The sequence below is a fragment of the Nioella ostreopsis genome (assembly GCF_004000255.1).
Lineage (GTDB): Bacteria > Pseudomonadota > Alphaproteobacteria > Rhodobacterales > Rhodobacteraceae > Nioella > Nioella ostreopsis.
The window spans coordinates 114,388-141,267 of the sequence record NZ_RCIQ01000013.1 but is presented as its reverse complement, the minus strand read 5'-3'; the positions used below and the strand labels follow the sequence as shown (position 1 = coordinate 141,267).

At 62.6% G+C, this 26,880-nt stretch carries 25 protein-coding genes, 1 tRNA gene and 1 pseudogene; 9 read left to right on the top strand and 18 right to left on the bottom strand.

Annotated features, from left to right (window positions below; translation table 11 throughout):
• Positions 1-57: 57 nt before the first annotated feature.
• Together EP237_RS14535 and EP237_RS14530 are read right to left on the bottom strand one after the other, a co-directional pair.
• Positions 58-1,237: pseudogene (locus EP237_RS14535) on the bottom strand (IS3 family transposase).
• A gap of 374 nt (positions 1,238-1,611) precedes the next feature.
• Positions 1,612-1,688 (bottom strand) — tRNA-Arg (locus EP237_RS14530).
• A gap of 298 nt (positions 1,689-1,986) precedes the next feature.
• Here EP237_RS14530 and EP237_RS14520 point away from each other — a divergent pair.
• Positions 1,987-3,489, top strand: a complete 1,503-nt coding sequence (locus EP237_RS14520) for a fused MFS/spermidine synthase (protein WP_127561624.1) — start codon at positions 1,987-1,989, stop codon at positions 3,487-3,489.
• Positions 3,490-3,583: 94 nt separating this feature from the next.
• On the opposite strand, the gene EP237_RS14515 is transcribed toward EP237_RS14520, so the two are convergent.
• From EP237_RS14515 to iscR, 11 genes are all read right to left on the bottom strand, one after another.
• Positions 3,584-4,804 (bottom strand): cysteine desulfurase, encoded by a 1,221-nt coding sequence (locus EP237_RS14515; protein WP_127561623.1) that lies wholly within the window; start codon positions 4,802-4,804, stop codon positions 3,584-3,586.
• 11 nt (positions 4,805-4,815) lie between these two features.
• Positions 4,816-5,400, bottom strand: a complete 585-nt coding sequence (locus EP237_RS14510; protein WP_127561622.1) for a Yip1 family protein — start codon at positions 5,398-5,400, stop codon at positions 4,816-4,818.
• Positions 5,397-5,939 (bottom strand): hypothetical protein, encoded by a 543-nt coding sequence (locus tag EP237_RS14505; RefSeq protein ID WP_127561621.1) that lies wholly within the window; start codon positions 5,937-5,939, stop codon positions 5,397-5,399. The genes EP237_RS14510 and EP237_RS14505 overlap by 4 nt, the downstream gene beginning before the upstream one ends.
• Before the next feature lie 4 nt (positions 5,940-5,943).
• Complete coding sequence (sufD, locus tag EP237_RS14500) at positions 5,944-7,239, bottom strand: Fe-S cluster assembly protein SufD (protein WP_127561620.1); 1,296 nt, start codon at positions 7,237-7,239, stop codon at positions 5,944-5,946.
• A complete protein-coding gene (sufC, locus tag EP237_RS14495; RefSeq protein ID WP_127561619.1) occupies positions 7,239-7,994 on the bottom strand; it encodes a Fe-S cluster assembly ATPase SufC in 756 nt (251 codons plus the stop codon). Before sufC ends, sufD begins: the two co-directional genes overlap by 1 nt.
• 76 nt (positions 7,995-8,070) lie before the next feature.
• Positions 8,071-8,544: a hypothetical protein gene (locus EP237_RS14490; RefSeq protein WP_127561618.1), complete on the bottom strand. Its 474-nt coding sequence runs from the start codon at positions 8,542-8,544 to the stop codon at positions 8,071-8,073.
• Positions 8,545-8,664: 120 nt separating this feature from the next.
• Positions 8,665-9,558: an FkbM family methyltransferase gene (locus EP237_RS14485; protein ID WP_127561617.1), complete on the bottom strand. Its 894-nt coding sequence runs from the start codon at positions 9,556-9,558 to the stop codon at positions 8,665-8,667.
• Positions 9,558-10,331 carry an FkbM family methyltransferase gene (locus EP237_RS14480; RefSeq protein ID WP_240661647.1) on the bottom strand — a complete coding sequence of 258 codons (774 nt, stop codon included), beginning with the start codon at positions 10,329-10,331 and terminating at the stop codon, positions 9,558-9,560. The genes EP237_RS14485 and EP237_RS14480 overlap by 1 nt, the downstream gene beginning before the upstream one ends.
• 76 nt (positions 10,332-10,407) lie before the next feature.
• A complete protein-coding gene (gene sufB, locus EP237_RS14475) occupies positions 10,408-11,928 on the bottom strand; it encodes a Fe-S cluster assembly protein SufB (protein ID WP_127561616.1) in 1,521 nt (506 codons plus the stop codon).
• A gap of 66 nt (positions 11,929-11,994) precedes the next feature.
• Positions 11,995-13,044, bottom strand: coding sequence for a cysteine desulfurase family protein (locus EP237_RS14470; protein WP_127561615.1), 1,050 nt, complete (start codon positions 13,042-13,044; stop codon positions 11,995-11,997).
• A 171-nt stretch (positions 13,045-13,215) separates the two neighbouring features.
• Complete coding sequence (gene iscR, locus EP237_RS14465) at positions 13,216-13,677, bottom strand: Fe-S cluster assembly transcriptional regulator IscR (RefSeq protein ID WP_071690438.1); 462 nt, start codon at positions 13,675-13,677, stop codon at positions 13,216-13,218.
• 197 nt (positions 13,678-13,874) lie between these two features.
• Between iscR and EP237_RS14460 the strand changes: the two genes are divergently transcribed.
• The 7 genes from EP237_RS14460 (at position 13,875) to EP237_RS14430 (ending at position 18,624) form a co-directional block, all read left to right on the top strand.
• Positions 13,875-14,528, top strand: a complete 654-nt coding sequence (locus EP237_RS14460) for an alpha/beta hydrolase (protein WP_127561614.1) — start codon at positions 13,875-13,877, stop codon at positions 14,526-14,528.
• On the top strand, positions 14,528-14,773 hold the full coding sequence (locus EP237_RS14455; protein ID WP_127561613.1) for a hypothetical protein: 246 nt from the start codon (positions 14,528-14,530) through the stop codon (positions 14,771-14,773). Before EP237_RS14460 ends, EP237_RS14455 begins: the two co-directional genes overlap by 1 nt.
• Complete coding sequence (locus EP237_RS14450; protein ID WP_127561612.1) at positions 14,770-15,351, top strand: HD domain-containing protein; 582 nt, start codon at positions 14,770-14,772, stop codon at positions 15,349-15,351. The genes EP237_RS14455 and EP237_RS14450 overlap by 4 nt, the downstream gene beginning before the upstream one ends.
• A gap of 67 nt (positions 15,352-15,418) precedes the next feature.
• On the top strand, positions 15,419-16,210 hold the full coding sequence (locus EP237_RS14445) for a GNAT family N-acetyltransferase (RefSeq protein ID WP_127561611.1): 792 nt from the start codon (positions 15,419-15,421) through the stop codon (positions 16,208-16,210).
• Positions 16,211-16,311: 101 nt separating this feature from the next.
• Positions 16,312-17,526, top strand: a complete 1,215-nt coding sequence (locus EP237_RS14440) for an NADP-dependent isocitrate dehydrogenase (protein ID WP_127561610.1) — start codon at positions 16,312-16,314, stop codon at positions 17,524-17,526.
• Entirely contained in the window at positions 17,523-17,801 is a 279-nt protein-coding gene (locus EP237_RS14435; RefSeq protein WP_127561609.1) for a hypothetical protein, read from the top strand. The genes EP237_RS14440 and EP237_RS14435 overlap by 4 nt, the downstream gene beginning before the upstream one ends.
• A gap of 31 nt (positions 17,802-17,832) precedes the next feature.
• Complete coding sequence (locus tag EP237_RS14430; protein WP_127561608.1) at positions 17,833-18,624, top strand: hypothetical protein; 792 nt, start codon at positions 17,833-17,835, stop codon at positions 18,622-18,624.
• Here the strand turns inward: EP237_RS14430 and EP237_RS14425 are convergent.
• From EP237_RS14425 to recA, 4 genes are all read right to left on the bottom strand, one after another.
• Positions 18,606-19,379: a class II glutamine amidotransferase gene (locus tag EP237_RS14425; RefSeq protein ID WP_127561607.1), complete on the bottom strand. Its 774-nt coding sequence runs from the start codon at positions 19,377-19,379 to the stop codon at positions 18,606-18,608. The genes EP237_RS14430 and EP237_RS14425 overlap by 19 nt on opposite strands.
• A gap of 180 nt (positions 19,380-19,559) precedes the next feature.
• Positions 19,560-19,850, bottom strand: coding sequence for a DUF1330 domain-containing protein (locus EP237_RS14420; RefSeq protein ID WP_071690427.1), 291 nt, complete (start codon positions 19,848-19,850; stop codon positions 19,560-19,562).
• Between the two features lie 3 nt (positions 19,851-19,853).
• Positions 19,854-22,532: an alanine--tRNA ligase gene (gene alaS, locus EP237_RS14415; RefSeq protein ID WP_127561606.1), complete on the bottom strand. Its 2,679-nt coding sequence runs from the start codon at positions 22,530-22,532 to the stop codon at positions 19,854-19,856.
• Positions 22,533-22,691: 159 nt separating this feature from the next.
• Complete coding sequence (gene recA / locus EP237_RS14410; RefSeq protein WP_127561605.1) at positions 22,692-23,759, bottom strand: recombinase RecA; 1,068 nt, start codon at positions 23,757-23,759, stop codon at positions 22,692-22,694.
• A gap of 183 nt (positions 23,760-23,942) precedes the next feature.
• On the opposite strand from recA, the gene EP237_RS14405 reads away from it, so the two are divergent.
• Positions 23,943-24,545: a gamma-glutamyl kinase gene (locus EP237_RS14405; protein WP_127561604.1), complete on the top strand. Its 603-nt coding sequence runs from the start codon at positions 23,943-23,945 to the stop codon at positions 24,543-24,545.
• On the opposite strand, the gene EP237_RS14400 is transcribed toward EP237_RS14405, so the two are convergent.
• Positions 24,542-26,845: an ATP-binding protein gene (locus EP237_RS14400; protein ID WP_240661646.1), complete on the bottom strand. Its 2,304-nt coding sequence runs from the start codon at positions 26,843-26,845 to the stop codon at positions 24,542-24,544. The two genes, EP237_RS14405 and EP237_RS14400, sit on opposite strands and share 4 nt — an antisense overlap.
• Between the last annotated feature and the right edge of the window lie 35 nt (positions 26,846-26,880).

Sequence of the window (26,880 nt, the reverse complement as noted above, 5' to 3'; positions counted from 1 at the left end):
TTCGTGTTCTGAGGGGGGCGCGGCGAGAGGCCTGCTACCGGTTCCGTGAACATCGAGTTAGGATTGCATAGCTTGGTCCTCGAACACCCTGGGGCTTGGATTGCCCAGCTTAGACCGACGTCGCCTCGGGTAGTAGAAGCGCGCGAGGTCGTCGAACATTTCGGCACGGGCGGCATCCCGGGTGCGGTAGACCTTGCGGGCTGTCCGGTCTGTCTTCATCGATGAGAAGAAACTTTCCATCGCCGAGTTGTCCCAGGCGTCGCCGGCGCGGCTCATTGAACAGGAGATGCCGTTGTCGAGCAGCAGGCGCTGGAACTGATCGCTGGTATTTTGCGATTCCTGATCGGAATGACGCAACAGCGCGTCGGCCCTGCCGCGGCGCCAGACGGCCATCATCAGTGCGTCCGTGACCAGCGAGGCGTCCCGGTCCACCTGCATCGACCAACCGACAACGCGCCAGGAGAAGAGGTCGACCACGACCGAGACAAAGAGTCAGCCCTCCGCGGTCCAAATTTAGGTTAAGTCGGCCAGCTGTTGCCCTCTAATGGTTTGCATGCAAACCATTAGAGGGCACGTCTGGTTCGGGCCGTCGGCCTCGAAATCACGGTCGAGAATGCTGTCGGCGATGACCGACCGTTTAACGTCGTCCGTCGACTTCCCGCGTTACTTCGGCCGCGCCCTCATTGCATTCTGGCGCATCAGCCATTCAATCCGGGGCAGCCCGCAGGAAAGTCCGCCCTCGAGCACGTTCCGCCAGAGAAGACTGGCGCCATAGATGCGATCGCTGGCCTTGAAGCTCGTGTCGATCTCAACGACGAGCTTCGCATCGTAGCTTGCCCGTGCGCTGATCGGTCGACTGAGTCAGGCGTGGGAGCCCGAGACGGACACACCCACAACGTCGCACATCAAGCTCACTGGCCAGACATGCCGATGCTTCGCAACGAACGTCATGTCGCTTCCCGCGCGAAGAAGGCCGCGGCTGTTTTTTTAGGATGTCACGCTCCGCCCTGAGTTTGGCGACCTCATTCTTCAGGGCCGCGATCTCGGCAAGTTCAACACGCTGCTGGCCATTTACAGGGAAGGTCGTGGCCGACGCCGCTGTCGCTTCACGCATCCAACGCCGCAGCACTCTCTCTGCCAGTTTCAGATCTCGGCATGCCTGGGCCACAGTCACGCCCCGCTCGGTCACGAGCTTTACTGCCTCTAGCTTGAACTCTCGGCTGAACTTCCATCTCATGATATCCACTCTCCAGTTCCATGGTCACGATCCTATCTTCGTGTCCGCAGAACCGGCAGCAGGCCCTTGACAGATGCAAAGAGATCGTCGAGCGACAGATACCGCTCATCATCCGGCCGCGAGAATCATTCGCACGACACCCGGTCCACGTTAGTACCACGCGACACATCCACCTTGCAGCCGCCGCTCATGTCACGCCCGGCATCGGTGATTTCGGTATTCATCGGGAAACCTCCGCGACTGGCGCCGGAGGCCTCTCCTGCAGCCTTCAACCCGTCACGGCCCTCCCTGCCCGCCTCTGACTCTGAACACGGCGAAAGGAAGGTGCCAGCGACACCGTCGCAGGGCAGACAAAACACGAAATTTGGGGGAAGTGGCGCACCCGAGAGGATTCGAACCTCTGGCCTCTGCCTTCGGAGGGCAGCGCTCTATCCAGCTGAGCTACGGGTGCATACCGTTCGCGAGTTGCTTACGCCATGCTTACGCGAGATTTTCGTCGGCATGAAGAGCGAACCCGACATTCGCTCAAACCGTTGTTTAGTCACTTCTTTCTTCCAACACCACCAGCCATCGCCGGACTTGACATCTGCCTTCGGAGGGCAGCGCTCTATCCAGCTGAGCTAAGGGTGCCGCGTGGGCCGCGTATAGGACATCCCGAGTGGCGCTGCAATTGCAAATCTTGCGCCAATCCCTCTTGTGTCGCGCAGTGAGGTAATGACAATTGCCGAAAGCTTTCGAGGACCCCGCACATGACCCGCACCATGCCGCTCTGGCTGCTCTTGACCCTGCAAACTGCCGTCTCGGCGGCCTCTCTGGTGGTGGAGATTGTCGCAGGCCGGATGCTGGCCCCGCATGTGGGCATGTCGCTATATACTTGGACCTCGATCATCGCGGTGGTGCTGGCGGGATTCTCGGCCGGGCATTGGTGGGGCGGGCGGTTGGCGGAGCGGCCTGTGGAAAAGGCACTGGCCTGGACTGGTGGGGCGCTGATTGCTGCGGCTCTGACCACGGCCATCGCCGTGAACCTCTTGCGCCTTGTGGCCACACCGCTGCTTGATGCCGTGGGTCATCCGGTCTGGGGCATCGCGGCCATCACAATGGCCGTGTTCTTCCTTCCCTCCTTCTTTGCCGGCGTCCCTGCCCCGGTTCTGGCCCATGTCTCGGTCACGCGGGCCGCACCAGACCAGCAGGGCCGTGCGCTCGGGGCCATGTTCGCGGCGGGCGCCATCGGTGCCATCGCGGGGACGCTGTTGGCGGGGTTTCTCTTTATCTCCTGGCTCGGGACATCCGCCACGCTTGCCGTGGTTACCGCGACCTATGTCGTCTCGGGGCTGCTCCTCTTCTGGTTGGCCCGCTCCGCTGCCCTCAAGATCGCGGCGATCGCTGCGCTTGCGGCTCTGGCACTCTCGGGCATCGCGCTGGCAACGCCCTCCCCCTGCACCGTCGAAAGCCGCTATTTCTGCATCCGGACCGTGGATATGTCCGCGGACCCCGACAGCCCCGTGCACCTGATGGTGATCGACCATCTGGGCCATGGAATGAGCGCCCGCGACGTCCCCACCGTGATGTTCACCGAACATGCCGCCATGCTCGATGAACTGGCCCGCCGCCGTGCGCCACGCGCCGACTTCACCAGTTTCTTTATCGGCGGCGGCAGCTATTCGATCCCGCGCGCCTTTGCCGAACATGGCACGGGCGAAATCGTGGTGGCCGAAATCGACCCCGCCGTCACCGCGCTGGCCGAGCGGGATTTCTGGGTCGACCCCGACAGCGTCACCATCCTGCATGAAGATGCGCGCCGCGCGTTGCTGACCCGCCCCGATCAGCTTTACGACGTGATCATCGGCGATGCCTTTACCGATGTGGTTGTGCCCGTCCATCTGGTGACGCAAGAGTTCTTCGAACTGGCCCGCGCGCGGCTGACCGAGGACGGCACCTTTCTGATGAACGTGATCGACTACGAGGACCGGCTGCAGGCGCTCGGGTCCATCGTACAGACCATGCGGCAGGTCTTCCCGAGCGTCGAGGTCTGGACGCACGCCGCACAGCCGGACCCCGGCAGCCGCATGGTCTTTGTCATCGCCGCCGGAAACAGCCCCTCCGATTTCGATGAATTCAGCGCCCCCATGCCCTTCCTCATGACGTTTGGTGCCTTGGGCGACCGCTTCGTGACCCAGATCGCCGAGGCGCGTGGGCAGGTCCTGACCGATGACTACGCCCCCATAGACCGCCTGATCGGCCGCCCGGACTGAGTCCAACCCCTTTCATCTTGGTCCAAATACCTCGGGGGTCCGGGGGCAGCGCCCCCGGCGGGTCGACGACGAAGTCGGCGAAACCAACCTCAGCTCAGGCAAAAAGCTCGTGGCAGAGCTCCAGCGCATCCACCAGCGCATCCACCTCGGCCTCGGTATTGTACATCCCGAAGCTTGCACGGCAGGTCGCGGTCACGCCCATATGCTCCATCAGCGGCTGCGCACAATGATGGCCCGCCCGCACCGCGACGCCCTTCTTGTCGAGCACGGTGGAAATGTCATGGGCATGGGCCGCGCCCTCCAGCGTGAAGCTGAAGATCGCGCCCTTTGTGGCGGATTTTCCCTGCACGTTCAGCCAGTTGAGCCCGTCCAGCCGCTGCCGCGCATAGGCGCAGAGTTGCTTTTCGTGGGCGGCGATCTTCTCCATGCCGATACCCATCATGTAGTCCAGCGCCACGCCCATGCCGATCTGCTGGACGATCCCCGGCGTTCCGGCCTCGAACTTCATCGGCGGGTCATTGTAGGTCACCAGGTCACGGGTCACATCGCGGATCATGTCGCCGCCGCCCATGAAGGGGCGCATCTCGGCCATCCGGTCCTTGCGGATATGGATGGCACCCGACCCTGACGGACCATAGAGCTTGTGGCCTGTGATGGCGTAGAAATCGGCCCCGATCTCCTCCACGTTCACGGGCATATGCACTGCCGCCTGTGACCCGTCTACCAGAACCGGCACGCCCCGTTCCTTTGCCCCTGCAACGATGGCTTTCACATCCACCACGGTGCCCAGAACGTTCGACATATGGGTGACCGCCACCAGCTTGGTGCGGGGCGTGATCGCGGCCAGAACGGCGGCCGGATCCAGATCGCCATTGGCATCCACATCGACCCATTTCAGAACCACCCCCTGACGTTCCCGCAGGAAATGCCAGGGCACGATATTGGCATGGTGTTCGGCCACGGAAAGGACGATCTCATCCCCCGCTTCCATGCGTGGCATGGCCCAGGAATAGGCCACGAGGTTGATCCCTTCCGTGGTGCCGGAGGTAAAGACGATCTCGTCCTCATCCTTTGCGCCAAGGAAGAGGGCCACGGTGCCGCGCACGGCCTCGTATTTCTCGGTCGCGAGGTTCGACAGGAAATGCAGGCCGCGATGGACATTGGCATATTCCTCGGCATAGCCGCGTGTCACCGCGTCGATCACCGCCTGCGGTTTCTGGGCCGAAGCGCCATTGTCGAGATAGACCAGCGGCTTGCCATTCACTTCCCGCGACAGGATCGGGAAATCGGCACGGATTTTGTCGATATCGTACATGGTTGGAGTTCCTAGACGAGACTGAGGCCCATGGCCGAAAACAGGATGGAAAGCAGGATCGCGAGCCCAAGCAGCGACACGATGATCCCCGCGAAGACCAGCCCGAGCGAGGTGAAGCCATGCAGCTCGGCCACGAAATTCACCATCAGCCAGAAGAAGAGCGCCAGCGCCGCGATGGAGATCACATCGGTCAGCGGCGGCAGGACGAAAAGCGCCACCAGTTGAAGGACGCTGAAGCAGAGCAGGATGAACTGTGCCCAGATGACCAGCGCGAAGGCCTGCTCGAACGAGCCATAGCCGCCGAATGCCTGTCCGATGCGGAAGGCCCCGAAGGCGATGATCAGACCGACCATGCCCTCGAAGGCGGTATAGATCACCGCCGTTTCCGCAGGGATGGCCATGCCGTCGGGCATCGGGGCCAGGGACAGGAAGAGAACCGAGGACATGGCCGACAGCACAAGTTCCAGCACGTAGAACTGCATCAGGATGCCGCGTGGCAGGGCCAGCCCCATGATATGACGTGCGCCCTCGCGCGGGTCTGTCAGCGTCGCCTTGGCCATCCGCAGCAGGGACGGGAGATGTAGAAGCTCGCTCATGCGCTGTCCGGTCCTTCGCCCTGTTCGGCCTCATATAGTCCCGAAAGCCAGATCCAGAAGAACCCGGCGGCAATTGCGTAGTTCATCACCATCACCATGGCAGCCGATTGACTGACGCTGGCCATACCCCGCAGCAGGAACAGCGGCGAGATCGCAAGGATTGCCCAGAACAACGCCAGCCGCGCATTCACCCCCTGCCCCGTGCCGCCCGCCAGCCGGGCCAGCACATGGGTCAGCCCGCCAAAGACATAGAGGATCAGCGGCCAGACGAAGAGCCAGACGAACAGGGTGATCGCCAGACGCGCGTCCAGCGGTGCCGGGCCATCCTCGCCGGTCAGTTGCTCGGACAGTTCTGGCGCGGCCAAGCCGGTGCCGGTCAGGTCCGGGATCTGGCTGAGGAAGACGATCAGCAGCCCCGCCAGCAGATAGATGAACCCCCGCGCCTCGGGACGGTCGCTGGTGCGGTTGCCATCCATCAACGCCCGCATCACCTGACGCGGGCGCGCATAGCTGCGCAGAAGTTCCCGGGTGACCGACAAACGCCTATCCCCTGTGCCGGTCCAGCCAGCCTTGCAGGCGGGTCAGGATGTCTTCGCGCAGGGTTTCGTCCTCGATCTCGTCGATGGCTTCCGCAAGGAAGGCCAGAACCAGAAGGTCCGTCGCTTCCCCATGGCTGACCCCGCGAGACCGCAGGTAGAACAGCGCCTCCTCGTCGATCGCGCCGGTGGTCGAGCCGTGCGAACATTGCACGTCATCGGCGTAAATCTCCAGTTCGGGCTTGGCCTGAAAGCTGGAATCCTCATCCAGCAGCAAGGCCTGACTCAGCTGATAGCCATCGGTTTTCTGAGCGTGGGGTTTCACGATGATCTTGCCCTGAAACACCCCCTCGGCCCCGTTGCGCAGCACCTTCTTGAAGACCTGACGGCTTTCGCAATCCACCGCATCATGGGTGACGAACACCGTGTCGTCATGGTGAAACGCCCCCGATGCCGCATCGCCCAGGGCCGCACCCGCGATATGGGCCACGGCATTGTCACCGGTGATCTCGACCACCTGTTCGTTGCGGGTCAGCACGCCGTTCACGGTGAGCGTGAAGGACTTGTAGACCGACCCTGCCCCGAGACGCGCGAACATATGGGTCGAAGCCCGGCGTTCATGGTCGCGGCCTTGCGCGCGGACATGGTGGAACTGGCCGCCATCGGCCACCTCGACCTCCATGCATTTGGAAAAGCGTGCAGCCGCCGGTCCGTTTTCCAGCACCGTGACCGAAGCGCCTTCCTCGACCTTCACCAGATGGTGCAGGATCGCGTCGGAGGTTTCCGATTTGTGCAGGTAGATCAGGCTGATGGGCTTGGCGGCCTTGCCGGTTGCCCGGATTACCACGCCGTCGGTGGCGAAGGCCGTGTTCAGCGCCGCCAGCGGCCGCTCCACCGGGGTTTGCCCCCGGGTTTCCAGCACGCCAAAGAGATCGCGGGCCCAGTGAATGTCGCGGGCCAGCGCATCGGACAGGCGTTCGACCTCGACGCCTTCCAGCGACAGATCGTCAGAGGCGTCAGCGTCGAACACACCGTCGACAAAGACGATCTTCAGCCGATCCACATCCGAAAACGGCATCGCCTCATCGGTGACGAACAGCCCCGCGCGCGGTGCCTCTGGCTGGTTGAGCGTGGTGGGATCGGAGTATTTCCAGTACTCGTCGCGCTTGCGCGGCAACCCCATGGCCGACAGGCGGGACAGGGCATCCCCCCGCACCTCGTTGGCCCACCCTGCGCCGTCAGGGGTGGACAGCCCGGCGATGCGGGCCGCAAGCGGGTCCAGTTTCGCAGCCGGATTGGCCATTACGCAACCTCCGCCAGAATATCGGCATAACCGTTCTGTTCGACCTCAAGCGCCAGTTCCGGGCCCCCGGTCTTCACGATGCGGCCATTGGCCATGATATGCACCACGTCGGGTTTGATGTGATCCAGAAGGCGCTGGTAGTGGGTGATCACCAGGAAGCCCCGGCCTTCGTCCCGCAATGCGTTCACGCCTTCGGCGACCAGTTTCATCGCGTCGACATCGAGACCCGAGTCTGTCTCGTCCAGAATGCACATCTTCGGTTCCAGCATGGCCATCTGCAGGATCTCGTTGCGCTTCTTCTCGCCGCCCGAGAAGCCCACATTGACGGGACGCTTCAGCATGTCGGCGTCGATCTTGAGATCCTTGGCCTTCTCACGGATCACCTTGAGGAATTCGGCGGCCGACATTTCCTCTTCGCCGCGCGCCTTGCGTTGTGCGTTCACGGCGGTGCGCAGGAAGGTCATGTTGCCCACGCCGGGGATCTCAACGGGATACTGGAAGGCCAGGAAGACACCGGCAGCGGCGCGCTCCTCCGGCTCCATCTCCAGCAAGTCTTCACCGTTCAGGGTCGCTTCTCCCTCGGTCACCACGTATCCGTCGCGGCCCGACAGCACATAGGACAGCGTCGATTTGCCAGAGCCATTGGGCCCCATGATCGCATGGACCTTGCCCGCCTCGACGGTCAGGTCGACGCCCTTCAGGATTTGCTTGTCCTCTTCTTCGAGGGACACGTGCAGGTTCTTGATCTCAAGCATGAAAACCTCTTTCACATAGCGGCCAGACCCGCCTGCGCGATGCGCAGCGGATGGCCCGTGGTCATGACAGGGCAGCTCAGAAGAGTGCCAGTTTCGTAGGATCGGTCAGCCGGATCACCTGGCGTACCCAGATGTCCGAAAACAACAGCTCGAACAGGCCCGGAAAGGCGTGCACGGCCATATGCATGGTAAACGCCGCCGCGAACATGCCCGCCGTCTTGGCGGCCGTGTGTTCGGGGCGTTTGAAGTGGAAGATCTGCTGCAACAGGATGCCAGCCAGAAAGGCCAGTCCGAAGTCCAGCACCAAGTTGGAACTGCTCAGCTGCGCAGATCCCGGCATGACGCCGGTCAGATGGAACCGGGCATAGCGGGCGGCGACGACCACCAGCAAACCCACGCCGAAGGCCCCGATCAGCGACAGAACATAGACCACACCATCCCCGCGCGGCTTGCGCCTGGGGCTGTCCGCGGCCTTGGCCCGGCTCGCCTCGATCCGCGCCACGCGTTCCGAGAAGCTGGGATCGACAAGAGTGCTGCCAGAATTGCTCATGGCCGCAGGTAGCCTTGTGAATGTGGCCGCTTTCGGGATGAGATTTTGGCATTTTCATCCGATCCGCACGGTCGAGTCCAAAGGCGCGCCGCGCCGACAGGGGGCAAGTGTTTAGCATCATTACCCTTCCTGCTGCGCGCCATCTCGGCGCTGATGGTGGCGGAAACGGGCGATGTAGTCGGCGGGCAGGTCGGCCGGGGCCGCACCGCGCGCGATCAAGTGGTCGATGCAGTGCAGCGCCAGGTCGGGGCTGTCGAAGACCGTGTCGGCGGCAAAGGCCAGGTGCATCAGCTGATCGTCGCTGAGCCCCGCGGTTTCCTCGTCGCGGATATAGACCGCGTCGCCATCCAGCAGCTGGCTGGTCAGCTTCGGGCGCACCACCTGATCCTCATGCTCATGGGGCATCATCACCGATTTGGTGAACATGAACTTGTGCAGCTTGAAGCCGTGCGCACGCAGTTCCGCGTCGAGATCACCGAACAGCGGCTCACCGGCATAGATGCGATGGAAACGCACTTCACTTACGACCGCTATGGCACTGGAAAGTTTGGCAATTCCGCCGCGTAAAACCTCCAGCTCACCGCCCTGAAGATCCATCTTCAGCAGGTCCACCGGCGGCAGGTCGGCCAGTGTATCGAGCGTCACCGGGGTCAGTGGCACCGCTTCAATCTTGTCCGACAGCCACTTCTGCTTGCCGATGGCGCGCACCGCCCGTTCGTCCAGCGGATAGAGCGACGTAAACCCCGCCGTCGGGTGGATATAGAGCGTGCGGTTTCCGGGCAGACCAACGGCCTCGCAGAAATAGGTCTCGTGCTCGGACGGGGTCTCGACCAGTTTGGCGAACTGCGCCTCATTCGGTTCGAACCCGTAGACATGGGCAAGACCATCATCGAGCAGCCCCTGATAGGGCGGCGTCGACAGGCGGCTCGCCCCTACGTCGCAGATCCGCATCCGACGAGAGGGTTGCAGCGACCCGGTCAGCACGGCGCGGCGTTTGTCGGCATGGCTGGCCATCACGCCCCCTTCCGCGACGCGGGCCGCACGAGGTAGTTGGCGCTGGTCTCATAGCGCCTGATCTCGGTTTCCACCACGTAGTCCGCGCGTTTGCGCCAGTCGTGGAATGCGTCGTCATTATGATTGTCGACCTCGATCAGCATCCAGGGGCCACAGCGCTTCAACGTGGCCTCCAGCCCGTTCAGCACCTGCAATTCCATGCTTTCGACGTCGATCTTGATGAAGTCGGGGGTTTCCTCGGCCAGCGCCTCATCCCCCGCCACGACCCTCAGGTCGCCTCCCCCCGGCAGCATTCGCGAGGCGCCCAGGTTGCGGGTGCGCTGTTCCATGGCAAAGCCTTCACCGGGCTTGTCCGACAGGCCCAATCCCAACCATGACAGGTCAAAGACGCTGCCAAACCCGTTCATCGCCACATTGGCCAGCAGCAGCTTGTAGGCCGCCACATTCGGCTCGAACGGGATGACCTTGGCGGGTGAGAGGAACGCCGCGACATAGAGCGAATGGTTTCCCACATTCGCGCCGATATCCACATAGGTGCCGCCAAGCGGCATCACCCGCTTGATCAGGCCCAATTCGCGCGCCTCGAACAGTTGGCCGGTGCGATGGTGACGCTGAATCGGGTCGCGTTCCATGTCGACGGCAAAGCGGAACGGACGGCCCGCGATGGTGCAGGCCACCATATCAATGTTCTCGAACACGAACGCCTCGCCCCCCGCAATCGCAGCGCGGGCGGCATCGAGATCGAAGCGTGGTTTCACTGCACCGTCTTCCATGGGTTAACGTCCTGTCCACCGGTGGAAAATTCTTCTGGAAGAATTTTCTGACGGAAAAGTTTTCGGGAAAACTTTTCTAGCCAACCGATCCTTCCAACGAAATCGCCACAAGCTGTTGCGCTTCCATGGCAAATTCCATCGGCAGGGCCTGAAGCACCTCTTTGCAGAAGCCATTGACCACAAGCGCCACGGCCTCCTCCTCGTCCATGCCGCGCTGACGGCAATAGAACAGCTGATCGTCATCGACCTTGGAGGTTGTGGCCTCATGCTCCACCCGGGCGGAGTTGTTCTTGACCTCGATATACGGCACCGTATGCGCCCCGCACTGATCCCCGATCAGAAGCGAGTCACACTGGGTGTAGTTGCGCCCGTTCTTGGCCTTGGGATGCATCGAGACAAGCCCGCGATAGGTGTTCTGCGCCTTGCCCGCCGAAATCCCCTTGGACACGATCCGGCTTTTGGTATCGCGGCCCAGATGGATCATCTTGGTGCCGGTGTCGGCCTGCTGCATGTTGTTGGCGATGGCGATCGAATAGAACTCGCCCTGGCTTTCATTGCCGCGCAGGATGCAGGAGGGGTATTTCCACGTGATGGCAGAGCCCGTTTCTACCTGCGTCCACATCACCTTGGACCGGTCGCCCCGGCAATCGGCGCGCTTGGTGACGAAATTGTAGATCCCGCCCTTGCCGTTCTCATCGCCCGGATACCAGTTCTGGACGGTGGAATACTTGATCTCGGCATCTTCGAGCGCAATGAGCTCCACCACGGCCGCATGCAACTGGTGCGTGTCGCGCTGCGGCGCGGTGCAGCCTTCCAGATAGGACACGTAGCTGCCCTTGTCGGCGATGATCAGTGTGCGCTCGAACTGGCCGGTGTTTTCCGCGTTGATGCGGAAATAGGTGGACAGCTCCATCGGGCAGCGCACCCCCGGCGGCACATAAACGAAGGAGCCGTCCGAGAAGACCGCGCTGTTCAGCGTGGCGAAGAAATTGTCGGTGATCGGCACGACCGAGCCGAGGTATTTCTTGACCAGCTCCGGGTGGTTCTGAATGGCCTCGGAGATCGAGCAGAAGATCACGCCAGCCTGCGCCAGTTCCTTCTGGAAGGTGGTGCCAACGGACACGGAATCGAACACCGCGTCGACAGCCACCTTGCGGCCCTCGGCAGGTGCCTCGTCGGCGCCTTCGACACCGGCCAGGATCATCTGTTCCTTCAGCGGGATGCCCAGTTTTTCATAGGTGGCCAGCAGCTTCGGGTCGACCTCGTCCAGGGATTTGGGCTTCTCGGCCATGCTCTTGGGCTTGGCGTAGTAATATTGGTCCTGATAGTCGATCTTCTCATAGTTCAGCATCGACCATTCCGGTTCGTCCATCAGCTTCCAGCGCTTGAACGCCTGCAGGCGCCAATCCAGCATCCACTCGGGCTCGCCGTTCTTTTCCGAAATCAGACGAACGATGCTCTCGTTCACGCCCTTGGGGGCGTAGTCCATCTCGATCTCGGTTTCCCAGCCATATTTGTACTTGCCGCCCATGGCCTGAACGGTTTCCACGGTCTCGCGGTCGACGCCTTCGCGCACCTCTGTTTCGGCAATGGCCATATCACGTTCCCCTGTCTTGGCCCCGCAGGGCCCGCATGTCCTCGCGCCCCATTGGGACGCGCCTGTTCATCTGCTGACGCGCGACAGGTGTCTGGACCGTGCCGCCCGCCAGGCCTCGCTGAAGCGCAAGACCTCGTCTTCCGTCGTCGTGGGTCCGATCGAGATGCGGATCGCGCATCCGGCATCCCGCTCGTCAAACCCCATGGCGCGCAGAACCGCGCTCGACGTCACCTTGCCGCTGGAGCACGCGGATCCGGCCGAAATGGCAAAGCCCGCAAGGTCCATCTGCATCACCTGCGTCTCGCCCTTCCAGCCCGGTGTGACCAGGCAGATGGTGTTCGGCAAGCGTGGTGCATCTTTCCCGACCAAAATAGTTACATTTCCGTCGAGGTCCAGAGACATTTCTAGAATATTTCTAAGTTGGGCAACCTTGGCCCATTGCCCATTCGCAAGATCTTGTGATGCTGCCTGTGCTGCACCACCAAATCCAGCAATGCCGATCAGGTTTTCGGTCCCCGACCGACGGCCCATTTCCTGCCCGCCGCCCCGGATCCGGGCCTCCACATCCAGCCCGCGCCGCAAAACCAGCGCCCCGATTCCCTTGGGACCACCCAACTTGTGGGCCGAGATCAGCCCCATATCGACGCCCGACCAATCGAACGCCACAGGCAGCTTGCCGAACCCTTGGGTGAAATCGCAGACGGCCAGCCCCTCGGGCAATTCCTGCACAATGCCGGTTTCGGAATTGGCCAGTTGCAGCGTGGACACCGCCGGATCGTTGACGCGCACCGTGCCATTCCCGTCCACGGGCAGATCCTGCGCGACCCAGGCCCGCACCGCGTCATGCTCCACGCCTGATCCATGCAATCCGCGACCGGCCAGCGCCAGTGCCGCCGCCTCGGTCGCGCCCGAGGTAAAAACGATATCGCTGGCCTGCGCCCCGAAAGCATCTGCCACCTGCGCACGCGCCTTTTCTATCAGCGCGGTGGCCGCGCGCCCCTCCGCATGGACCGAAGACGGGTTGCCCACCACATCCATGGCCGCGCACATCGCCGCCCGCGCCTCCGGGCGCAGCGGGGCCGTCGCGTTCCAGTCGAGATAGCTGCGCGGTGCCATGTCACCCTCCTGCTCGGTTCACGCCCTTCTGCCCCGGTCCACCGGAAAGGTCCAGTTACCAGGCCCTTAACACATCCCCGTTAACCTTAACGCGCCCTGCCCCTTCTTCTTGGCCAAAATACTCCCGCCGGAGGCGTCCCGACCCAGCCAACTGCGCTACAGCGGACTGGCTCAGTCCTCGTCCACCACATGAAACAGGTTTGGCACAGCAGGGCACGGGGTCAGATCGTTCTGCACCACGTCCGACAGGCGCGTCTGGTGCAGGAACACGTAGACATGCGCGCTCAGCCCCTCCCACAGCCTGTTGGTCATGCTCTGCGCGCGACTGCCCGACATCCCGCCCGAGGCCCCTGCCCCGGTATGCAGCGCACTCACCGTTTCATCGACCGCCCCCAGAACATCCGACACCCGGATCTCAGCGGCGGGCCGCGCCAGCCGATACCCGCCGCCCGGCCCCCGCACCGACTCCACCAGCCCGGCCCGGCGCAGCTTGACAAAAAGCTGTTCGAGATAGGGCAGCGAGATATCCTGGCGCTTCGAGATTTCCGCCAGCGAGGTCAGCCCTTCGGTCCCCTGAAGGGCCAGATCGGCCAGCGCAACCATCGCGTAGCGTCCCTTGGTGCTCAGTTTCATCGGTTTTTCCCTTCTGGCCATGCGTTCAGAGGCCTATGAACATTGACCTTTCCCGCAAGGAGGCTTAACTGCGATCCACCCCCCTGTTCAAGCCGGACGGGGGCGATCAGACATTTTAGGGAGCGTCGCGCAGGGGCGTCAATGACAACCCTGCCGCAAAGAGCGCACCCCCACGAGCAAACGTAGAAGGAGCCGCGATGCCCGAGGTGATTTTTCCTGGACCGGAGGGCCGACTGGAAGGCCGCTACCACCCCCAGAAAGCCAAGGACGCCCCGATCGCGATCATCCTGCACCCGCATCCGCAATTCGGCGGCACGATGAACAACCGCGTAGTCTATAACCTGCACTACGCGTTCCACAAGATCGGCTTCACCGTTCTGCGCTTCAACTTCCGGGGCGTGGGCCGCAGTCAGGGCGAGTACGATCAGGGCATTGGCGAGCTGTCCGACGCCGCCTCGGCGCTCGACTACCTGCAGTCGATGAACCAGAACTCCAAGCATTGCTGGGTCGCGGGTTTCAGCTTCGGCGCCTGGATCGGCATGCAGCTTCTGATGCGCCGGCCAGAGATCACCGGGTTCATCTCGGTCTCGCCGCCCGCCAATATGTATGATTTCAGCTTCCTCGCCCCCTGCCCGTCCTCGGGTCTGATCATCAACGGATCGTCCGACCGCGTGGCCAAACCGCAGGACACGCGCATCCTGGTCGACAAGCTGCATGAGCAAAAGGGCATCACCATCACCCATCAGGAGATGGAAGGTGCGGGTCACTTCTTCGAAGATCCCTACATGGATCCGATGATCGACTCGGTGCAGACCTATGTGAAGCGCCGCCTGACGGAGTCTACACGCTGATGTCCGGTGGCGGCGATTTCATCACGGAATTGGCCGACAAGCTGGCGTTGGACGCGCTTCAGGCCGAGGAAGACTATGATGATGACCGGCTGATCGAACAGCTGTCGACCACGATCGGTGCCGCCTCCATGACGTTGCAAGAGGCCTTCATGACGTCTGTCCGCATCCGCCGCGCCGAAAAGCGCGGGCGTATCTGGCTGGACGCACGGATCGCCAAGGCCAAGGCGGCCAAGGCGGCGGAGTGAACGACCGGCTCGACCGACAACTGGCCTTTCTGGTCGAAGCCGACCGGCTGAAGCGGATCGAACGGGCCAGTTGGATCACCGGGCGTATCCGCCGCGAAAACAGTGCCGAGCATAGCTGGCATCTGGCTCTCTTTGCCCTGACTCTGGCCGATCAGGCCCCGGACGGCGTCCGCATCGACCGCGTGATCCGCATGTTGATCCTGCATGATCTGGTGGAGATCGACGCGGGCGATGCCCCAATCCACGGAACCTACGATGCCGAGGCGCTGGCGCGTCAGGAACGGGCCGCCGCCGACAGGATTTTCGGGCTGCTACCTGACGATCTGGCGCAGGGTTTCCGCGCGCTGTGGGAGGAATTCGAGGCCGCCGAAAGCCCCGACGCCATCTTTGCCAAATCGCTCGACCGGTTCCAGCCGCCGGTGCTGAACCTGCATTCCGAGGGCGGCAGCTGGCCTGAATACGATGTGACCGAGGATCAGATCCGCAGCCGTGTGGGCCACAAAATCGCCAAGGGCGCGCCGGGGCTGTGGGACTGGCTGAGCCCGAAGCTGACCGCGTGGTTTTCCTCCCATTCGTGACCCTCTAGCCAAGCCGCGTCGTTGCTGGCTAAGCTGGCGTGTCAGAGACAAGGCTAGGGCGCATTCAATGCAGGACTATTACGGTTCAGAGAAAACGATAGCGGCCCAGAAACACCTGAGAGAGATGCATGAGGATATCGCGACCAACCCGGCCCTGTCGAATGGCGGTCGCATCCTCAATATTCTCGATCTGGAGGCCGTTGGGATGGACACCCTGGCCGAGCACGCCCGGCTTTTTGGCTTCGCCTCGGTAACCGCCGTGCCGATCGCAGAGACCCGGCAACGGCTCTTGGATCATTTTGGCGAGGCGGTCGATATCTCGGTCTGGCTCGCCATTCTGGGGGACGCCGACAGCGTGCTGCCCGCCTGCCGCGCGGTTGTTGAACGCTTCGCCATGCCCGACGGCTGGACCCTGACCCATCTGGACTGCCCGACGGACAGCGAGATTGACCAGATCGCCACGCTAAGCCTCGCCTGCGAGGTCGCCCCGGCCCCGGTTTACTACATCCGAAGCGAGGTTTTTCCCCATCTTACCAGCTGTCTTTGGGATGACACCGGCGCTCTGGTCGCCACCGCCGCCGCCTCTCAGCGTTATCACCCGGAAAGTCGCTTTGGCGATGCCGCCTTTGCAGGTGGCGTCGCCGTGTCTGCGGATCGGCGGCGCATGGGGCTTGGCCAATTCATCAACGCCGCAGTTCTATTGGAAAGCCACGCGCGGTTCGGCTGGAGCCGCGTGTTGGAACAGGCCCGTGCCGACAACGCCGCCTCGCGCGGGATGATCCGGGCCTGTGGGTTGCGCGAAGACCTCGATATTGGCACCATCGCGGTCAACTTGACGGGTGAGTTCATCACCCGCTGAGGGCCAGAACCGCCGAGCCCTCTACTTGGTATACATTTGCATACAGAACTTTTTTCAGCTAAACCAAAGCCAACCGAATCCTATTTTACCCGAGGTTCCCGATGACCAAGATCAAAGTCGACAATCCCATCGTCGAAATGGATGGCGATGAAATGACCCGCATCATGTGGGATTTCATCAAGCAGAAACTGATCCTGCCCTATCTGGATATCGACCTGCTCTATTACGATCTGGGCATTGAAGAACGCGACCGCACGGACGATCAGGTGACAGTGGACGCCGCAGAAAAGACGCTGGAGGTCGGCTGCGCCGTCAAATGCGCCACCATCACACCGGATGAACAGCGGGTGGAGGAATTCGGCCTCAAGCGTATGTATCGCAGCCCCAACGGCACCATCCGCAATATCCTGGGCGGCGTCGTCTTTCGCAAACCGATCATCTGCCGAAACGTCCCCCGTCTTGTGCCCGGCTGGACCCAGCCCATTGTCGTGGGCCGCCACGCCTATGGCGACCAGTACCGCGCCACCGATTTCCGCTTTCCCGGCAAGGGCAAGATCACGCTGAAATTCGAGGGCGAGGATGGCGAGGTGATCGAACGCGAGGTCTTCGACGCGCCCTCTGCCGGTGTCACCATGGCGATGTACAACCTTGATGACTCGATCCGCGATTTCGCCCGCGCCTCGCTGAACTATGGTCTGAACCTTGGCTGGCCGGTCTACCTGTCCACCAAGAATACCATTCTCAAGGCCTATGACGGGCGCTTCAAGGACATTTTCCAGGAGATCTTCGAGGAGGAGTTCGAGGCGCAATTCAAGGAGGCGGGCATCGAATACCAGCACCGCCTGATCGACGACATGGTCGCCTGTGCGCTGAAATGGAACGGCGGCTTTGTCTGGGCCTGCAAGAACTACGATGGCGACGTGCAGTCCGACACCGTAGCGCAGGGCTTCGGCAGCCTCGGGATGATGAGCTCTCAGCTCCTGACGCCCGACGGCAAGATCATGGAGGCCGAGGCCGCGCATGGCACGGTCACCCGCCACTATCGGCAGCATCAGGCCGGGCAGCAGACCTCTACCAACTCCATCGCGTCGATCTTCGCCTGGACCGGGGCGCTCAAGCACCGCGCCAAGCTCGACGACAACGCACCCCTTCGGACCTTCGCCGAGACGCTGGAACAGGTCATCATCGACACGGTGGAAGCGGGCCACATGACCAAGGACCTCGCGTTGCTGGTCGGCCCAGATCAGGGTTGGCACACGACGATGAGCTTCCTTGAGAAGATCGACGAGAACCTGAACAAGGCGCTGGCCGGGTGATCGGACTTCTGCAGATCGTCTTTATCTGGTTGCCTGCCATTCTGGCGCTGTTTCCAGCCTATCTGGCGGTGCGGCTTCAGATCGACTGGCAGGCAAACTGCGCCGGGGGTCGCGCCGCGAACCCCGGCTACAACGTGGCCGATTGCTGGGACACCGAGCGCGCGTTCATCTTCGTGATCGTCCTGTCGCTGCTCTTGCTTCTGCCCGCGATCAGCTTTGTCCTGCTGCGGCTTCTGGCGCGTCGAAAGGCGGGATCCGGGCCCGATCAGCCGTAGTCACCACGGCACCAATTGCTACACTGCCCTCATGTTCTGGCGCGCCCTGTTCCTGCTTGTCCTTGTCGTGGCCCTATCGGTCCTGCTGACCCTGTGGCTTGGCGACGAGGTGCTGATCGCGCTCGGGCTGATCTTCCTGCAACTCAAGGTGATCGGGCAGAAGATCGTGTCGATCGAGCTGCCCGCCGTGCTGATCTGGCTGAAGACGCAGGCCGCGCTCTTCTTCCGTATCGAGCTGATCAAGAAATGGGTCATGACCACGGTCCTGCCGATGATCATGGGCTCGGCTCTGCGCAACCGGCTCGACGCGCTGTTTAAGCGGTTCAAGGCGGCGGCGGCCGAGCGCTATGCCCGCATGATGAACTGGTATCGTGGGTTGGAATGGTATGAACAGCTGGTCGCCGCGCTCATTGTGATCTTCGCCACGCTGGCGCTGTCGGTCAGTTCCATCGGGCTTTGGGTCGTGCTCTTTTCGGTCAAGCTGCCCTTCATGATCGCCGCGGGCGTCGGCGCGCTCTGGCGGATGCTGTGGACGACGCTGGCGAAATGGCTCTTCAAGCTGATCGCCTTTCTGCAACTGGGATGGGCGTGGACATGGGTCCGCCGCCGCCTGCCCGAAAGCTACCTGGAACAGAAACGCCGGTGGGATTTCCGCGTCGCCCGTGCGGTGGTGCGCCGCCGCCGGATGACCGTGCGCCAGTTGCATGACCAGAAGGACAGCCTGTCGATGCGGCTGTCGCTGATTGCGGGCTATTTCCGGCAGGCAAGGCCCGAGATGCCCGCGCCCGAAGATCCGCACGAGGATCAGAGCGGCAGGTCGTAAAGCGCTACCCGGTCGCCTTCAAACCGGGCGATCTTGCCGCGGGCCAGCGGTGTCCAGTCCGCCTCGCCCATTTCCAGCGGTTCCGACACCACGGCCCACCCCATGCGCGTGTCCGACCAACGGTAATAGACCGTGGGCGAAATGCTGTCCCAGGACCCACGCGCAGCCCAAAGCGCTGTGCCATCGCTGAACGCCGCCGACAGGCGCAGATGCGGGGCAGTACCATGGGTTTTAGACAATCCCGCCAACTTGCCCGCCGCCCGCGCCAGCGCCCCTGCAGGGTCCGTCTCCAACCCCTCGGCCAATGCCAGCAGGAACAGCACCTCGCTATCCGTCGCGCCCTTGCGATAGGCATAAAGCGCATCGGGCACCATCATGTCGGCATGTTTGCGGAAATGCTCAAACCCGCCGACCTGCCCGTTATGCATGAAGCTCCAGCGCCCGACGACAAAGGGATGACAGTTGTTGCGGCTGATCGCTGACCCGGTCGAGGCCCGCACATGGGCCAGGAACAGGCCAGAGCGCACCTGTTCCGCAAGCGACCTCAGGTTCGGGTCTGACCAGGCCGGATAGACATCGCGGTAGAGCCCCGGTTCCGGCCTTCGGTCATACCAGGCAAGGCCAAACCCGTCGCCATTGGTGACAGTCTTGGCCTCGGTGGCGTTCTGACTTTGGTGGATCAGCGAATGGCCGGGGCGGCTGACCACCTCGTCCAGAAAGATCGGTTCCCCGATGTAGGCGGCCCAACGGCACATGCGGCGCTCTCCGGCAGATCTGATGTCTTTTTGCGCCGATTCCCCGGCCAAGAGAAGCATTTCGCAGCCCGGATGCGATCACCACGCCCGAAATACGCGGCGGTCCTGCAACCCGTCCGTGGCAACGCGGCCCGACGAGGGCCGCCCACCGCTCGATGCCGCGGGGGTGGCAAAATCGCCCTATTCGTACTCTTCGACGATCACCAGGTCACGCTCGGACGCCCCGCGCGCATGGCTCAGCGCCTCCTGATAGCGCGCCGATTCATAGCACGCATTGGCCGCGTCGAGCGACGGGAACCGGGCCACAACATTGCGGGGATGGTCCCGGCCTTCCTTCTGGATGTAGCGCCCGCCACGGGCCAGAAAGACACCACCATGTTCGGCAATCGCCTCCGTCGCGATCGCCGCATATTTCGAATAGGCCGCTTCGTCGGTCACCGTCACATGGGCAATCCAGAGTGCAGATGGCATGGCTCAAACTCCCTTCAAAACTGTTTCTGCCGCCGCGATGGCCGCCTCGGCCCCACCGATATCCTTGCCGCCGCCCTGGGCCATGTCGGGCCGGCCACCGCCGCCCTTGCCGCCCAGTTCCACGACCGCCGCCTTCAGCAGATCGACGGCAGACACCCGGCCCGTCAGGTCATCGCTGACCCCGGCTGCCACGGCCACCTTGCCGCCCGCATCGGCCATCAGGAGCACGGCAGAGCCTTCACCCATCCGCGCCTTGTGTTCGTCAATCAGGCCCGGCAGATCCTTGCCGGTCACCCCTTCCAACACCTGCGCCAGGAAGGTGATGCCGTTCACATCACGATCTGCCGGGGCCGCACCGCCGCCGCCACCGGCCATCGCCAGTTGCTTGCGCAGCTGCGCCACCTCGTTTTCCAGCGACCGGCGTTCGGCCATCAGGGCCTGCACCCGCTCGGCCACGTCGCCGGGCTGTGCTTTCAACAGGCCCGCGACTGCGGCCAGCCGATGATCCTGCGCCGACAGGTAGTCGAAGGCCGCAGCCCCCGTCAGCGCCTCGATCCGGCGCACCCCGGCGCTGGAGGCACTGTCGCCGAGCGCCACGAACACACCGATATCACCGGTCTGGCGCACATGGGTGCCACCGCAGAGTTCCAGCGAATAGGTCTCGCCATCCATGCCCTTGCCGGACCCGGCCAGCTTGCCCATGGACACCACGCGCACCTCGTCGCCGTATTTCTCGCCAAACAGCGCCTGCGCCCCAAGGCCGCGTGCGTCATCCGGCGTCATGATCCGGGTCTCGACGGTGGTATTCTGGCGGATGAAGGCGTTCACCTCCTCCTCGACCTGCTTGAGTTCCTCCAGCGTCAGCCCCTTGGAATGGCTGAAATCGAAGCGCAGCCGGTCAGGCGCATTCAGCGACCCGCGCTGTGCCACATGATCGCCAAGCGCCCGGCGCAGCGCCTCGTGCAGCAGGTGCGTGGCAGAGTGATTGGCCCTGATCGTGCTGCGGCGGGTGTGGTCCACCTCCAGCTCCACCGGGTCGCCCAGTTTCATCTCGCCGCGCTCCATCACGACCTTGTGGGCCGTAATCTTACCATCCGCGAATTTGCGGGTGTCTTCGACCAGCGCCACCTCGTCACGGTCTTCCAGGCGCCGGATCACGCCGGTATCCCCGACCTGACCGCCGGATTCGCCGTAGAACGGGGTCTGGTTCACCACGACCCAGCCGTCTCCGCCCTCGGCAATCCCCTCGACTCGGGCGCCATCGACGATCAGCGCGATGACCTGGCCTTCGGCCTTTTCCGTGTCATAGCCCAGGAAATCCGTCGCGCCCTTGCCGTCGGCAATGTCGAACCAGACGGCATTGTCCGCCGCCTCGCCCGAGCCCGACCACGCGGCACGAGCCTTGGCCTTCTGTTCTTCCATCGCCTCGTCGAAGCCCGCAGTATCGACCGCGCGGCCCTTTTCACGCAGTGCATCCTGTGTCAGGTCGAGCGGAAAGCCATAGGTGTCATAGAGCTTGAAGGCAGTGCGGCCCGGCAGCTCCGCCCCGTCGGGCAGATCGGTCAGTTCCTCGTCCAGCAGCTTCAGGCCGCGATCCAGAGTCTGGCGGAAGCGGGTTTCCTCCAGCTTCAGGGTTTCCTCGATCAGGGCCTGCGCGCGGGTCAGTTCCGGGTAATGCTGGCCCATCTGGCTGACCAGCGACGGCACCAGCCGGTGCATCAGCGGATCGGCTGCGCCAAGAAGATGCGCATGACGCATGGCGCGGCGCATGATCCGACGCAGAACGTAGCCGCGCCCCTCGTTCGACGGCATCACGCCATCGGCAATCAGGAAAGAGGTCGACCGGAGGTGGTCCGCAATGACCCGGTGATGCACGTTCCGGTCGCCATAGGGATCGACGCCGGTGGCATGGGCCGAGGCTTCGATCAGCGCCTTGAACAGGTCCGTGTCATAGTTGTCATGGCTGCCCTGCAACAGCGCGCCGATCCGTTCCAGCCCCATGCCGGTGTCAATCGACTGCATGTCGAGCGCCCGCATCGAGCCATCCTCGAACTGCTCGTTCTGCATGAAAACGATGTTCCAGATCTCGATGAAGCGGTCGCCATCCTCCTCGGGGCTTCCCGGAGGGCCGCCCCAGATATGATCGCCGTGATCATAGAAGATCTCGGTGCAGGGACCGCAGGGGCCGGTCGGGCCCATCTGCCAGAAATTGTCGGAGGTGGCGATGCGGATGATTCGATCCTCGGGCACGCCCACCTTCTTCCAGATCTCGAACGCCTCGTCATCGGTATGGTAAACCGTGGTATAAAGCTTGTCCTTCGGGATGCCGAAATCGCGGGTGATCAGTTCCCAAGCGAAATTAATCGCCTCGTCCTTGAAATAATCCCCAAAGCTGAAATTCCCCAGCATCTCAAAAAACGTGTGATGGCGCGCGGTGTAGCCCACATTGTCGAGGTCATTGTGCTTGCCACCAGCCCGCACGCATTTCTGCGATGTCGTCGCGCGGTTGTAGTCGCGATGTTCGACCCCGGTGAAGAGGTTCTTGAACTGGACCATGCCCGAATTGGTGAACATGAGCGTCGGATCGTTGCGCGGCACCAAAGGTGAGCTGTCGACGATCTCATGGCCATTGCGGGCGAAGTAATTGAGGAAGGTGGAGCGGATGTCGTTCAGGCTGGCCATCGTGGCAGGGCCCCTTCTCGGCAGGCGTTTTGGCAGGTCTTACGGCATGTAAACCCCACCTGCGGCGCTGTCCACAGGGCAAAGCGGTCCCGGGCGCAGGGCACCCATGAAAAAGGGCGGCTCCTGCCGGGCCGCCCCTGTCATTCTTCTGCCGGAGGATCACTCCTCGACCATGTCCTCGTCATCGTCGGTAATGTGGAAATCCAGCCCATGGGCGGCACGGATCTTGTCCTCGATGGACATTGCGACCGAAGTGTTTTCCTTCAGGAAGGCCTTGGCGTTCACTCGCCCTTGCCCGATCCGCTCATCCCCGTAGGAATACCAGCTGCCGGATTTCTCCACCACGCCGGCCTTCACGCCCAGATCCAGCAATTCGCCGGTCTTGGAGATGCCTTCGCCATACATGATGTCAAACTCGACCTGCTTGAAGGGCGGCGCGACCTTGTTCTTCACAACCTTGACGCGGGTGGCGTTACCCACCACCTCGTCGCGGTCCTTGATGGACCCGATGCGGCGAATATCCAGACGGACGGAGCTGTAGAATTTCAGCGCATTGCCGCCGGTTGTGGTTTCCGGGCTGCCGAACATGACGCCGATCTTCATGCGGATCTGGTTGATGAACACCACCGTGCATCTTGTGCGGCTGATCGAGCCGGTCAGCTTGCGCATCGCCTGGCTCATGAGGCGGGCATGCACGCCGACCGAGCTGTCGCCCATGTCGCCTTCCAGTTCCGATTTCGGGGTCAGGGCGGCGACCGAGTCGACCACGATCATGGTCACGGCACCCGAGCGCACCAGTGTATCCACGATCTCCAGCGCCTGTTCGCCGGTGTCGGGCTGCGAAATCAGCAGTTCGTCCAGATCGACGCCCAGCTTTTTCGCATAAAGCGGGTCAAGCGCATGCTCCGCGTCAACAAAGGCGCAAACGCCGCCCTTTTTCTGCTCTTCCGCGATGCAATGCAGAGTCAGCGTGGTCTTGCCGGAGCTTTCGGGCCCGTAGATTTCCACGACACGGCCCTTCGGCAGACCGCCGATGCCGAGCGCAATGTCGAGCCCGAGAGAGCCGGTGGATGTCGCTTCGATCTCGGCCACCGGATTGTCGGCGCCGAGCTTCATGATGGAGCCCTTGCCGAACTGACGTTCGATCTGGGCGAGCGCACTGTCGAGCGCCTTCTGCTTGTCTGCGGATTTACGATCGGTCATGTCGAGAAGGTTTGCCATTGCCATGTTGTTCGGCTCCTTATTCCATACCGCTAGCTCCGCGGCAATGATGCTCATGTTCGCCTCTTGTTCTCAACCCGTTCTGAGATCAAAACGCGAACATTTCAAGTAAAATCTTGTCGTCCCCAGTTTTTCCGTAAAGGATTAAGAAAGGGTTTAAAGTGACGAAGTAAGTGGAGTTTCAAACGGATGCTGGTGTTCTGGAAGCAGAGAATCGTTCTTCTGGCTGTGCCCAAGACGGGCACCACGGCGCTGGAACAGGCGCTTCTGCCTCACGCCAGCGCGGCGATTCTCGATCCGCCGGGGCAGAAACATGTCTCGGCGCAGGGATACAGGAACCGCCTGTCGAACTTTTTCGAACAGCGCGGCAAGCGCCCGATGGACCTGGTGGCGGTGATGCGAGAGCCAGTGGACTGGCTTGGAAGCTGGTACAGGTATCGGTCTCGCCCGCAACTGGACGGCAAACCGAACTCCACCGCCGGGCTCAGCTTCGACGCATTCGTCGAGGCCTGGTTGCGCGACGACAAACCCGCCTATGCCGAGGTCGGGTCGCAGGCCAATTTTCTCACCGACGATCAGGGCAAACTGGCCGTGGATCGGCTCTACCGATATGATCGCATCCCGAGTCTGGTGCGGTTCATGGAAGACCGGCTGGACACGTCGCTCGACATTTCGCGCGCCAACGTGTCCCCAAAGGGGCCTGTTGAGCTCTCGGACGCAATGCGGAACCGCCTGATGCGCGAAGCCGCGGCGGAGTTTGCCTTGTGGGACAGTCTTGCCGGGCAGGACTAGTGTAGCTGCCGCTGCACCGTCGAGGTCAGGTCCGACAAGGTGAAGGGTTTGGCCAGAAAGACCGAATTGGGGACCTTCGCCTCGGTTTGTTCCACCGCATCCTCGGCATAGCCTGACACGAAGACGACCTTGACGTCGGGCCGGTCCTTCAGCGCCTCGCGCACCCAGGTCGGGCCGTCCATGCCCGGCATGATCACATCGGTGACGAAGACATCCACATCGAGGCTGCTATCCGCGAGCGTCTCCAAAGCTTCCTCTGCGTTTTCGGCTTCAATCACGGTGAATCCCCGCATCCGTAGCGCCCGCGAGGCGAAGGCCCGGACGGAGGCCTCGTCCTCGACCAGCAGTACCACTGCATCACGCGGCAGATCCGCGAGCCGGGCGGAGAGCTCTCGGGTCTCTTCGCCATCTGGGGCGACAGGCTCGCTTCGCACATGTACGGGGAAATAGATCACGAAATCAGAGCCTTCTCCCACCGTGCTGTCGACAAACACGTAGCCACCAGACTGCTTGACGATGCCATAGACCATCGAAAGCCCCAGCCCGGTCCCCTCTCCCGCGCGCTTGGTGGTGAAAAAGGGCTCAAAAATGCGGGCGATCTGATCAGGCGGAATGCCAGTGCCCTCATCGCGTACATGGATGGTCACATATTGGCCGAGTGCCACCTCTGCCCGGTCGCGGCGCAGCGCGTCTTGCAGGTTGGTGACGCGTGTTTCGACGCGGATCGTTCCGCCATCCGGCATGGCATCGCGCGCATTCACGACGAGGTTCATGATGACCTGATCCAGCTGCCGGCGATCCGCGCGGATCGGCAGGAGATTCGGGTCGTGGGTCAGGTCCAGCTTGACCTTCTCCCCCACCAGCCTGTTCAGCAAATGGGTCAGATCGGGCATGGTTTCGCGCAGGTCCAGCACCTCTGGCCGCATCGTCTGCTTGCGCGAGAAGGCCAGCAACTGGCCAACAAGGCTGGCGGCGCGGTTGGCATTCTGGTTGATCTGGGCAAGATCCGCGTAGTCGGGGTCTCCCTGGTCGTGGCGCAGCATGAGCAGATCGCAATGACCGGTGATCGCGGTCAGCAAGTTATTGAAATCATGGGCAACGCCACCCGCCAACTCGCCCACGGCCTGCATCTTCTGGCTTTGCACGAATTGCTGTTCCATGGATTTGAGCGCCGTCGCATCGTGCAGAACACCCAAGAGCGTCGCCTCGCCTTCTCCGGCAATGCGGCCAAGGGTGATCTGCACGAAGCAGTCATCTTCCCGCATCTTCGCCCGCACCATTTCGGGCCGCGAGGGAATGCGTTCCTCCAGCATGTCGGTCAGCCAGTCGTGGATGGGCCGCCCGAGCCCCTCGACCACATCGGCGAGGGTCGTCGTGCCGTCGGGGTGACAGGCCATCAGCGATTGCGCACGGGGGTTGGCGGCCAGAATGCGCCCGTCCCCGGCAATATGGACCAGCGCCACAGGAAGCGCGCCGAAGGCCCGCGCAGCAACGCTGTCTTCCAGCGGCAGCAGATCCACCGGCAGCACATAGATCTCGCGCCGTCCATCCCCGGCCTGCAGGTCGATCACCAGAACCTCGATCCAATCCTCCGCCCCACGCAGGCGTACCCGTTGACCGGTCTTGACCGGAAGGCATTCGAAGACCTCCGAGAGTGCCTTTTTCCGGTCGCCGAGCGTCTCGCGCATCGCTTCGTTCATCGACAGGATCGTGTCGCTGCGACTAACCACCATCATCGGCAGGCTGGTGCCGCCGGGATGGCGATGCGTCTGGTCCACGATCTCTTCCAGACGCCAGAGCGTTCCGGTGCCCACGCGAAACGCGGTCACCTGCACCGCGCCGCGCCGCGTCACCACGGTTTCGCGGCACGACCGGTCGCGCATCAGGGCGGTTTCCTGCCGAAACGCCACAGCCGAGGCATTGGGCACCAGCCCGGCAAGGGCGCGCGACATGGGCTGTCCGTCGCGCGGGCCGAACCGGTCGCAGGCGGCGGGGTTCTGAAACAGGATGGCGCCGTGAGAATCGGTACAGAACACCGGAACGGGGTCTTCTGCGGCCACCGAGATGGCATTGCGCGTGGCCGTTTCATCGGCGCGCGCGCGGCGGAATTGCCCGAGGGTGAGCAAGAATGCCGTCGCCGTGATCGACGCCGCAGCAGCAAGCCCTGCAACGCGCGCCAGGACAGACTCCGCAAGATAGGCCACCGGCAAACAGGCCAGGGCCAGCAGGATCAATGCCCAGGAGGCCCCGCCCCTTGGCAACAGGTTTCGCCTGCGAGACACGACCGACTGTTCCGCCACCCTGATCCTCCAGCTTCCATTCCAGGACCATCAGG

What these genes read in the sequence shown, in the direction of transcription:
- EP237_RS14520 (WP_127561624.1), top strand. Translation starts at nt 1,987, where the DNA reads ATGACCCGCACCATGCCGCTCTGGCTGCTCTTGACCCTGCAAACTGCC.
- EP237_RS14515 (WP_127561623.1), bottom strand. Translation starts at nt 4,804, where the DNA reads ATGTACGATATCGACAAAATCCGTGCCGATTTCCCGATCCTGTCGCGG.
- EP237_RS14510 (WP_127561622.1), bottom strand. Translation starts at nt 5,400, where the DNA reads ATGAGCGAGCTTCTACATCTCCCGTCCCTGCTGCGGATGGCCAAGGCG.
- sufD (WP_127561620.1), bottom strand. Translation starts at nt 7,239, where the DNA reads ATGGCCAATCCGGCTGCGAAACTGGACCCGCTTGCGGCCCGCATCGCC.
- sufC (WP_127561619.1), bottom strand. Translation starts at nt 7,994, where the DNA reads ATGCTTGAGATCAAGAACCTGCACGTGTCCCTCGAAGAAGAGGACAAG.
- EP237_RS14490 (WP_127561618.1), bottom strand. Translation starts at nt 8,544, where the DNA reads ATGAGCAATTCTGGCAGCACTCTTGTCGATCCCAGCTTCTCGGAACGC.
- EP237_RS14485 (WP_127561617.1), bottom strand. Translation starts at nt 9,558, where the DNA reads ATGGCCAGCCATGCCGACAAACGCCGCGCCGTGCTGACCGGGTCGCTG.
- EP237_RS14480 (WP_240661647.1), bottom strand. Translation starts at nt 10,331, where the DNA reads ATGGAAGACGGTGCAGTGAAACCACGCTTCGATCTCGATGCCGCCCGC.
- sufB (WP_127561616.1), bottom strand. Translation starts at nt 11,928, where the DNA reads ATGGCCATTGCCGAAACAGAGGTGCGCGAAGGCGTCGACCGCGAGACC.
- EP237_RS14470 (WP_127561615.1), bottom strand. Translation starts at nt 13,044, where the DNA reads ATGGCACCGCGCAGCTATCTCGACTGGAACGCGACGGCCCCGCTGCGC.
- iscR (WP_071690438.1), bottom strand. Translation starts at nt 13,677, where the DNA reads ATGAAACTGAGCACCAAGGGACGCTACGCGATGGTTGCGCTGGCCGAT.
- EP237_RS14460 (WP_127561614.1), top strand. Translation starts at nt 13,875, where the DNA reads ATGCCCGAGGTGATTTTTCCTGGACCGGAGGGCCGACTGGAAGGCCGC.
- EP237_RS14455 (WP_127561613.1), top strand. Translation starts at nt 14,528, where the DNA reads ATGTCCGGTGGCGGCGATTTCATCACGGAATTGGCCGACAAGCTGGCG.
- EP237_RS14445 (WP_127561611.1), top strand. Translation starts at nt 15,419, where the DNA reads ATGCAGGACTATTACGGTTCAGAGAAAACGATAGCGGCCCAGAAACAC.
- EP237_RS14440 (WP_127561610.1), top strand. Translation starts at nt 16,312, where the DNA reads ATGACCAAGATCAAAGTCGACAATCCCATCGTCGAAATGGATGGCGAT.
- EP237_RS14430 (WP_127561608.1), top strand. Translation starts at nt 17,833, where the DNA reads ATGTTCTGGCGCGCCCTGTTCCTGCTTGTCCTTGTCGTGGCCCTATCG.
- EP237_RS14425 (WP_127561607.1), bottom strand. Translation starts at nt 19,379, where the DNA reads ATGTGCCGTTGGGCCGCCTACATCGGGGAACCGATCTTTCTGGACGAG.
- EP237_RS14420 (WP_071690427.1), bottom strand. Translation starts at nt 19,850, where the DNA reads ATGCCATCTGCACTCTGGATTGCCCATGTGACGGTGACCGACGAAGCG.
- alaS (WP_127561606.1), bottom strand. Translation starts at nt 22,532, where the DNA reads ATGGCCAGCCTGAACGACATCCGCTCCACCTTCCTCAATTACTTCGCC.
- recA (WP_127561605.1), bottom strand. Translation starts at nt 23,759, where the DNA reads ATGGCAATGGCAAACCTTCTCGACATGACCGATCGTAAATCCGCAGAC.
- EP237_RS14405 (WP_127561604.1), top strand. Translation starts at nt 23,943, where the DNA reads ATGCTGGTGTTCTGGAAGCAGAGAATCGTTCTTCTGGCTGTGCCCAAG.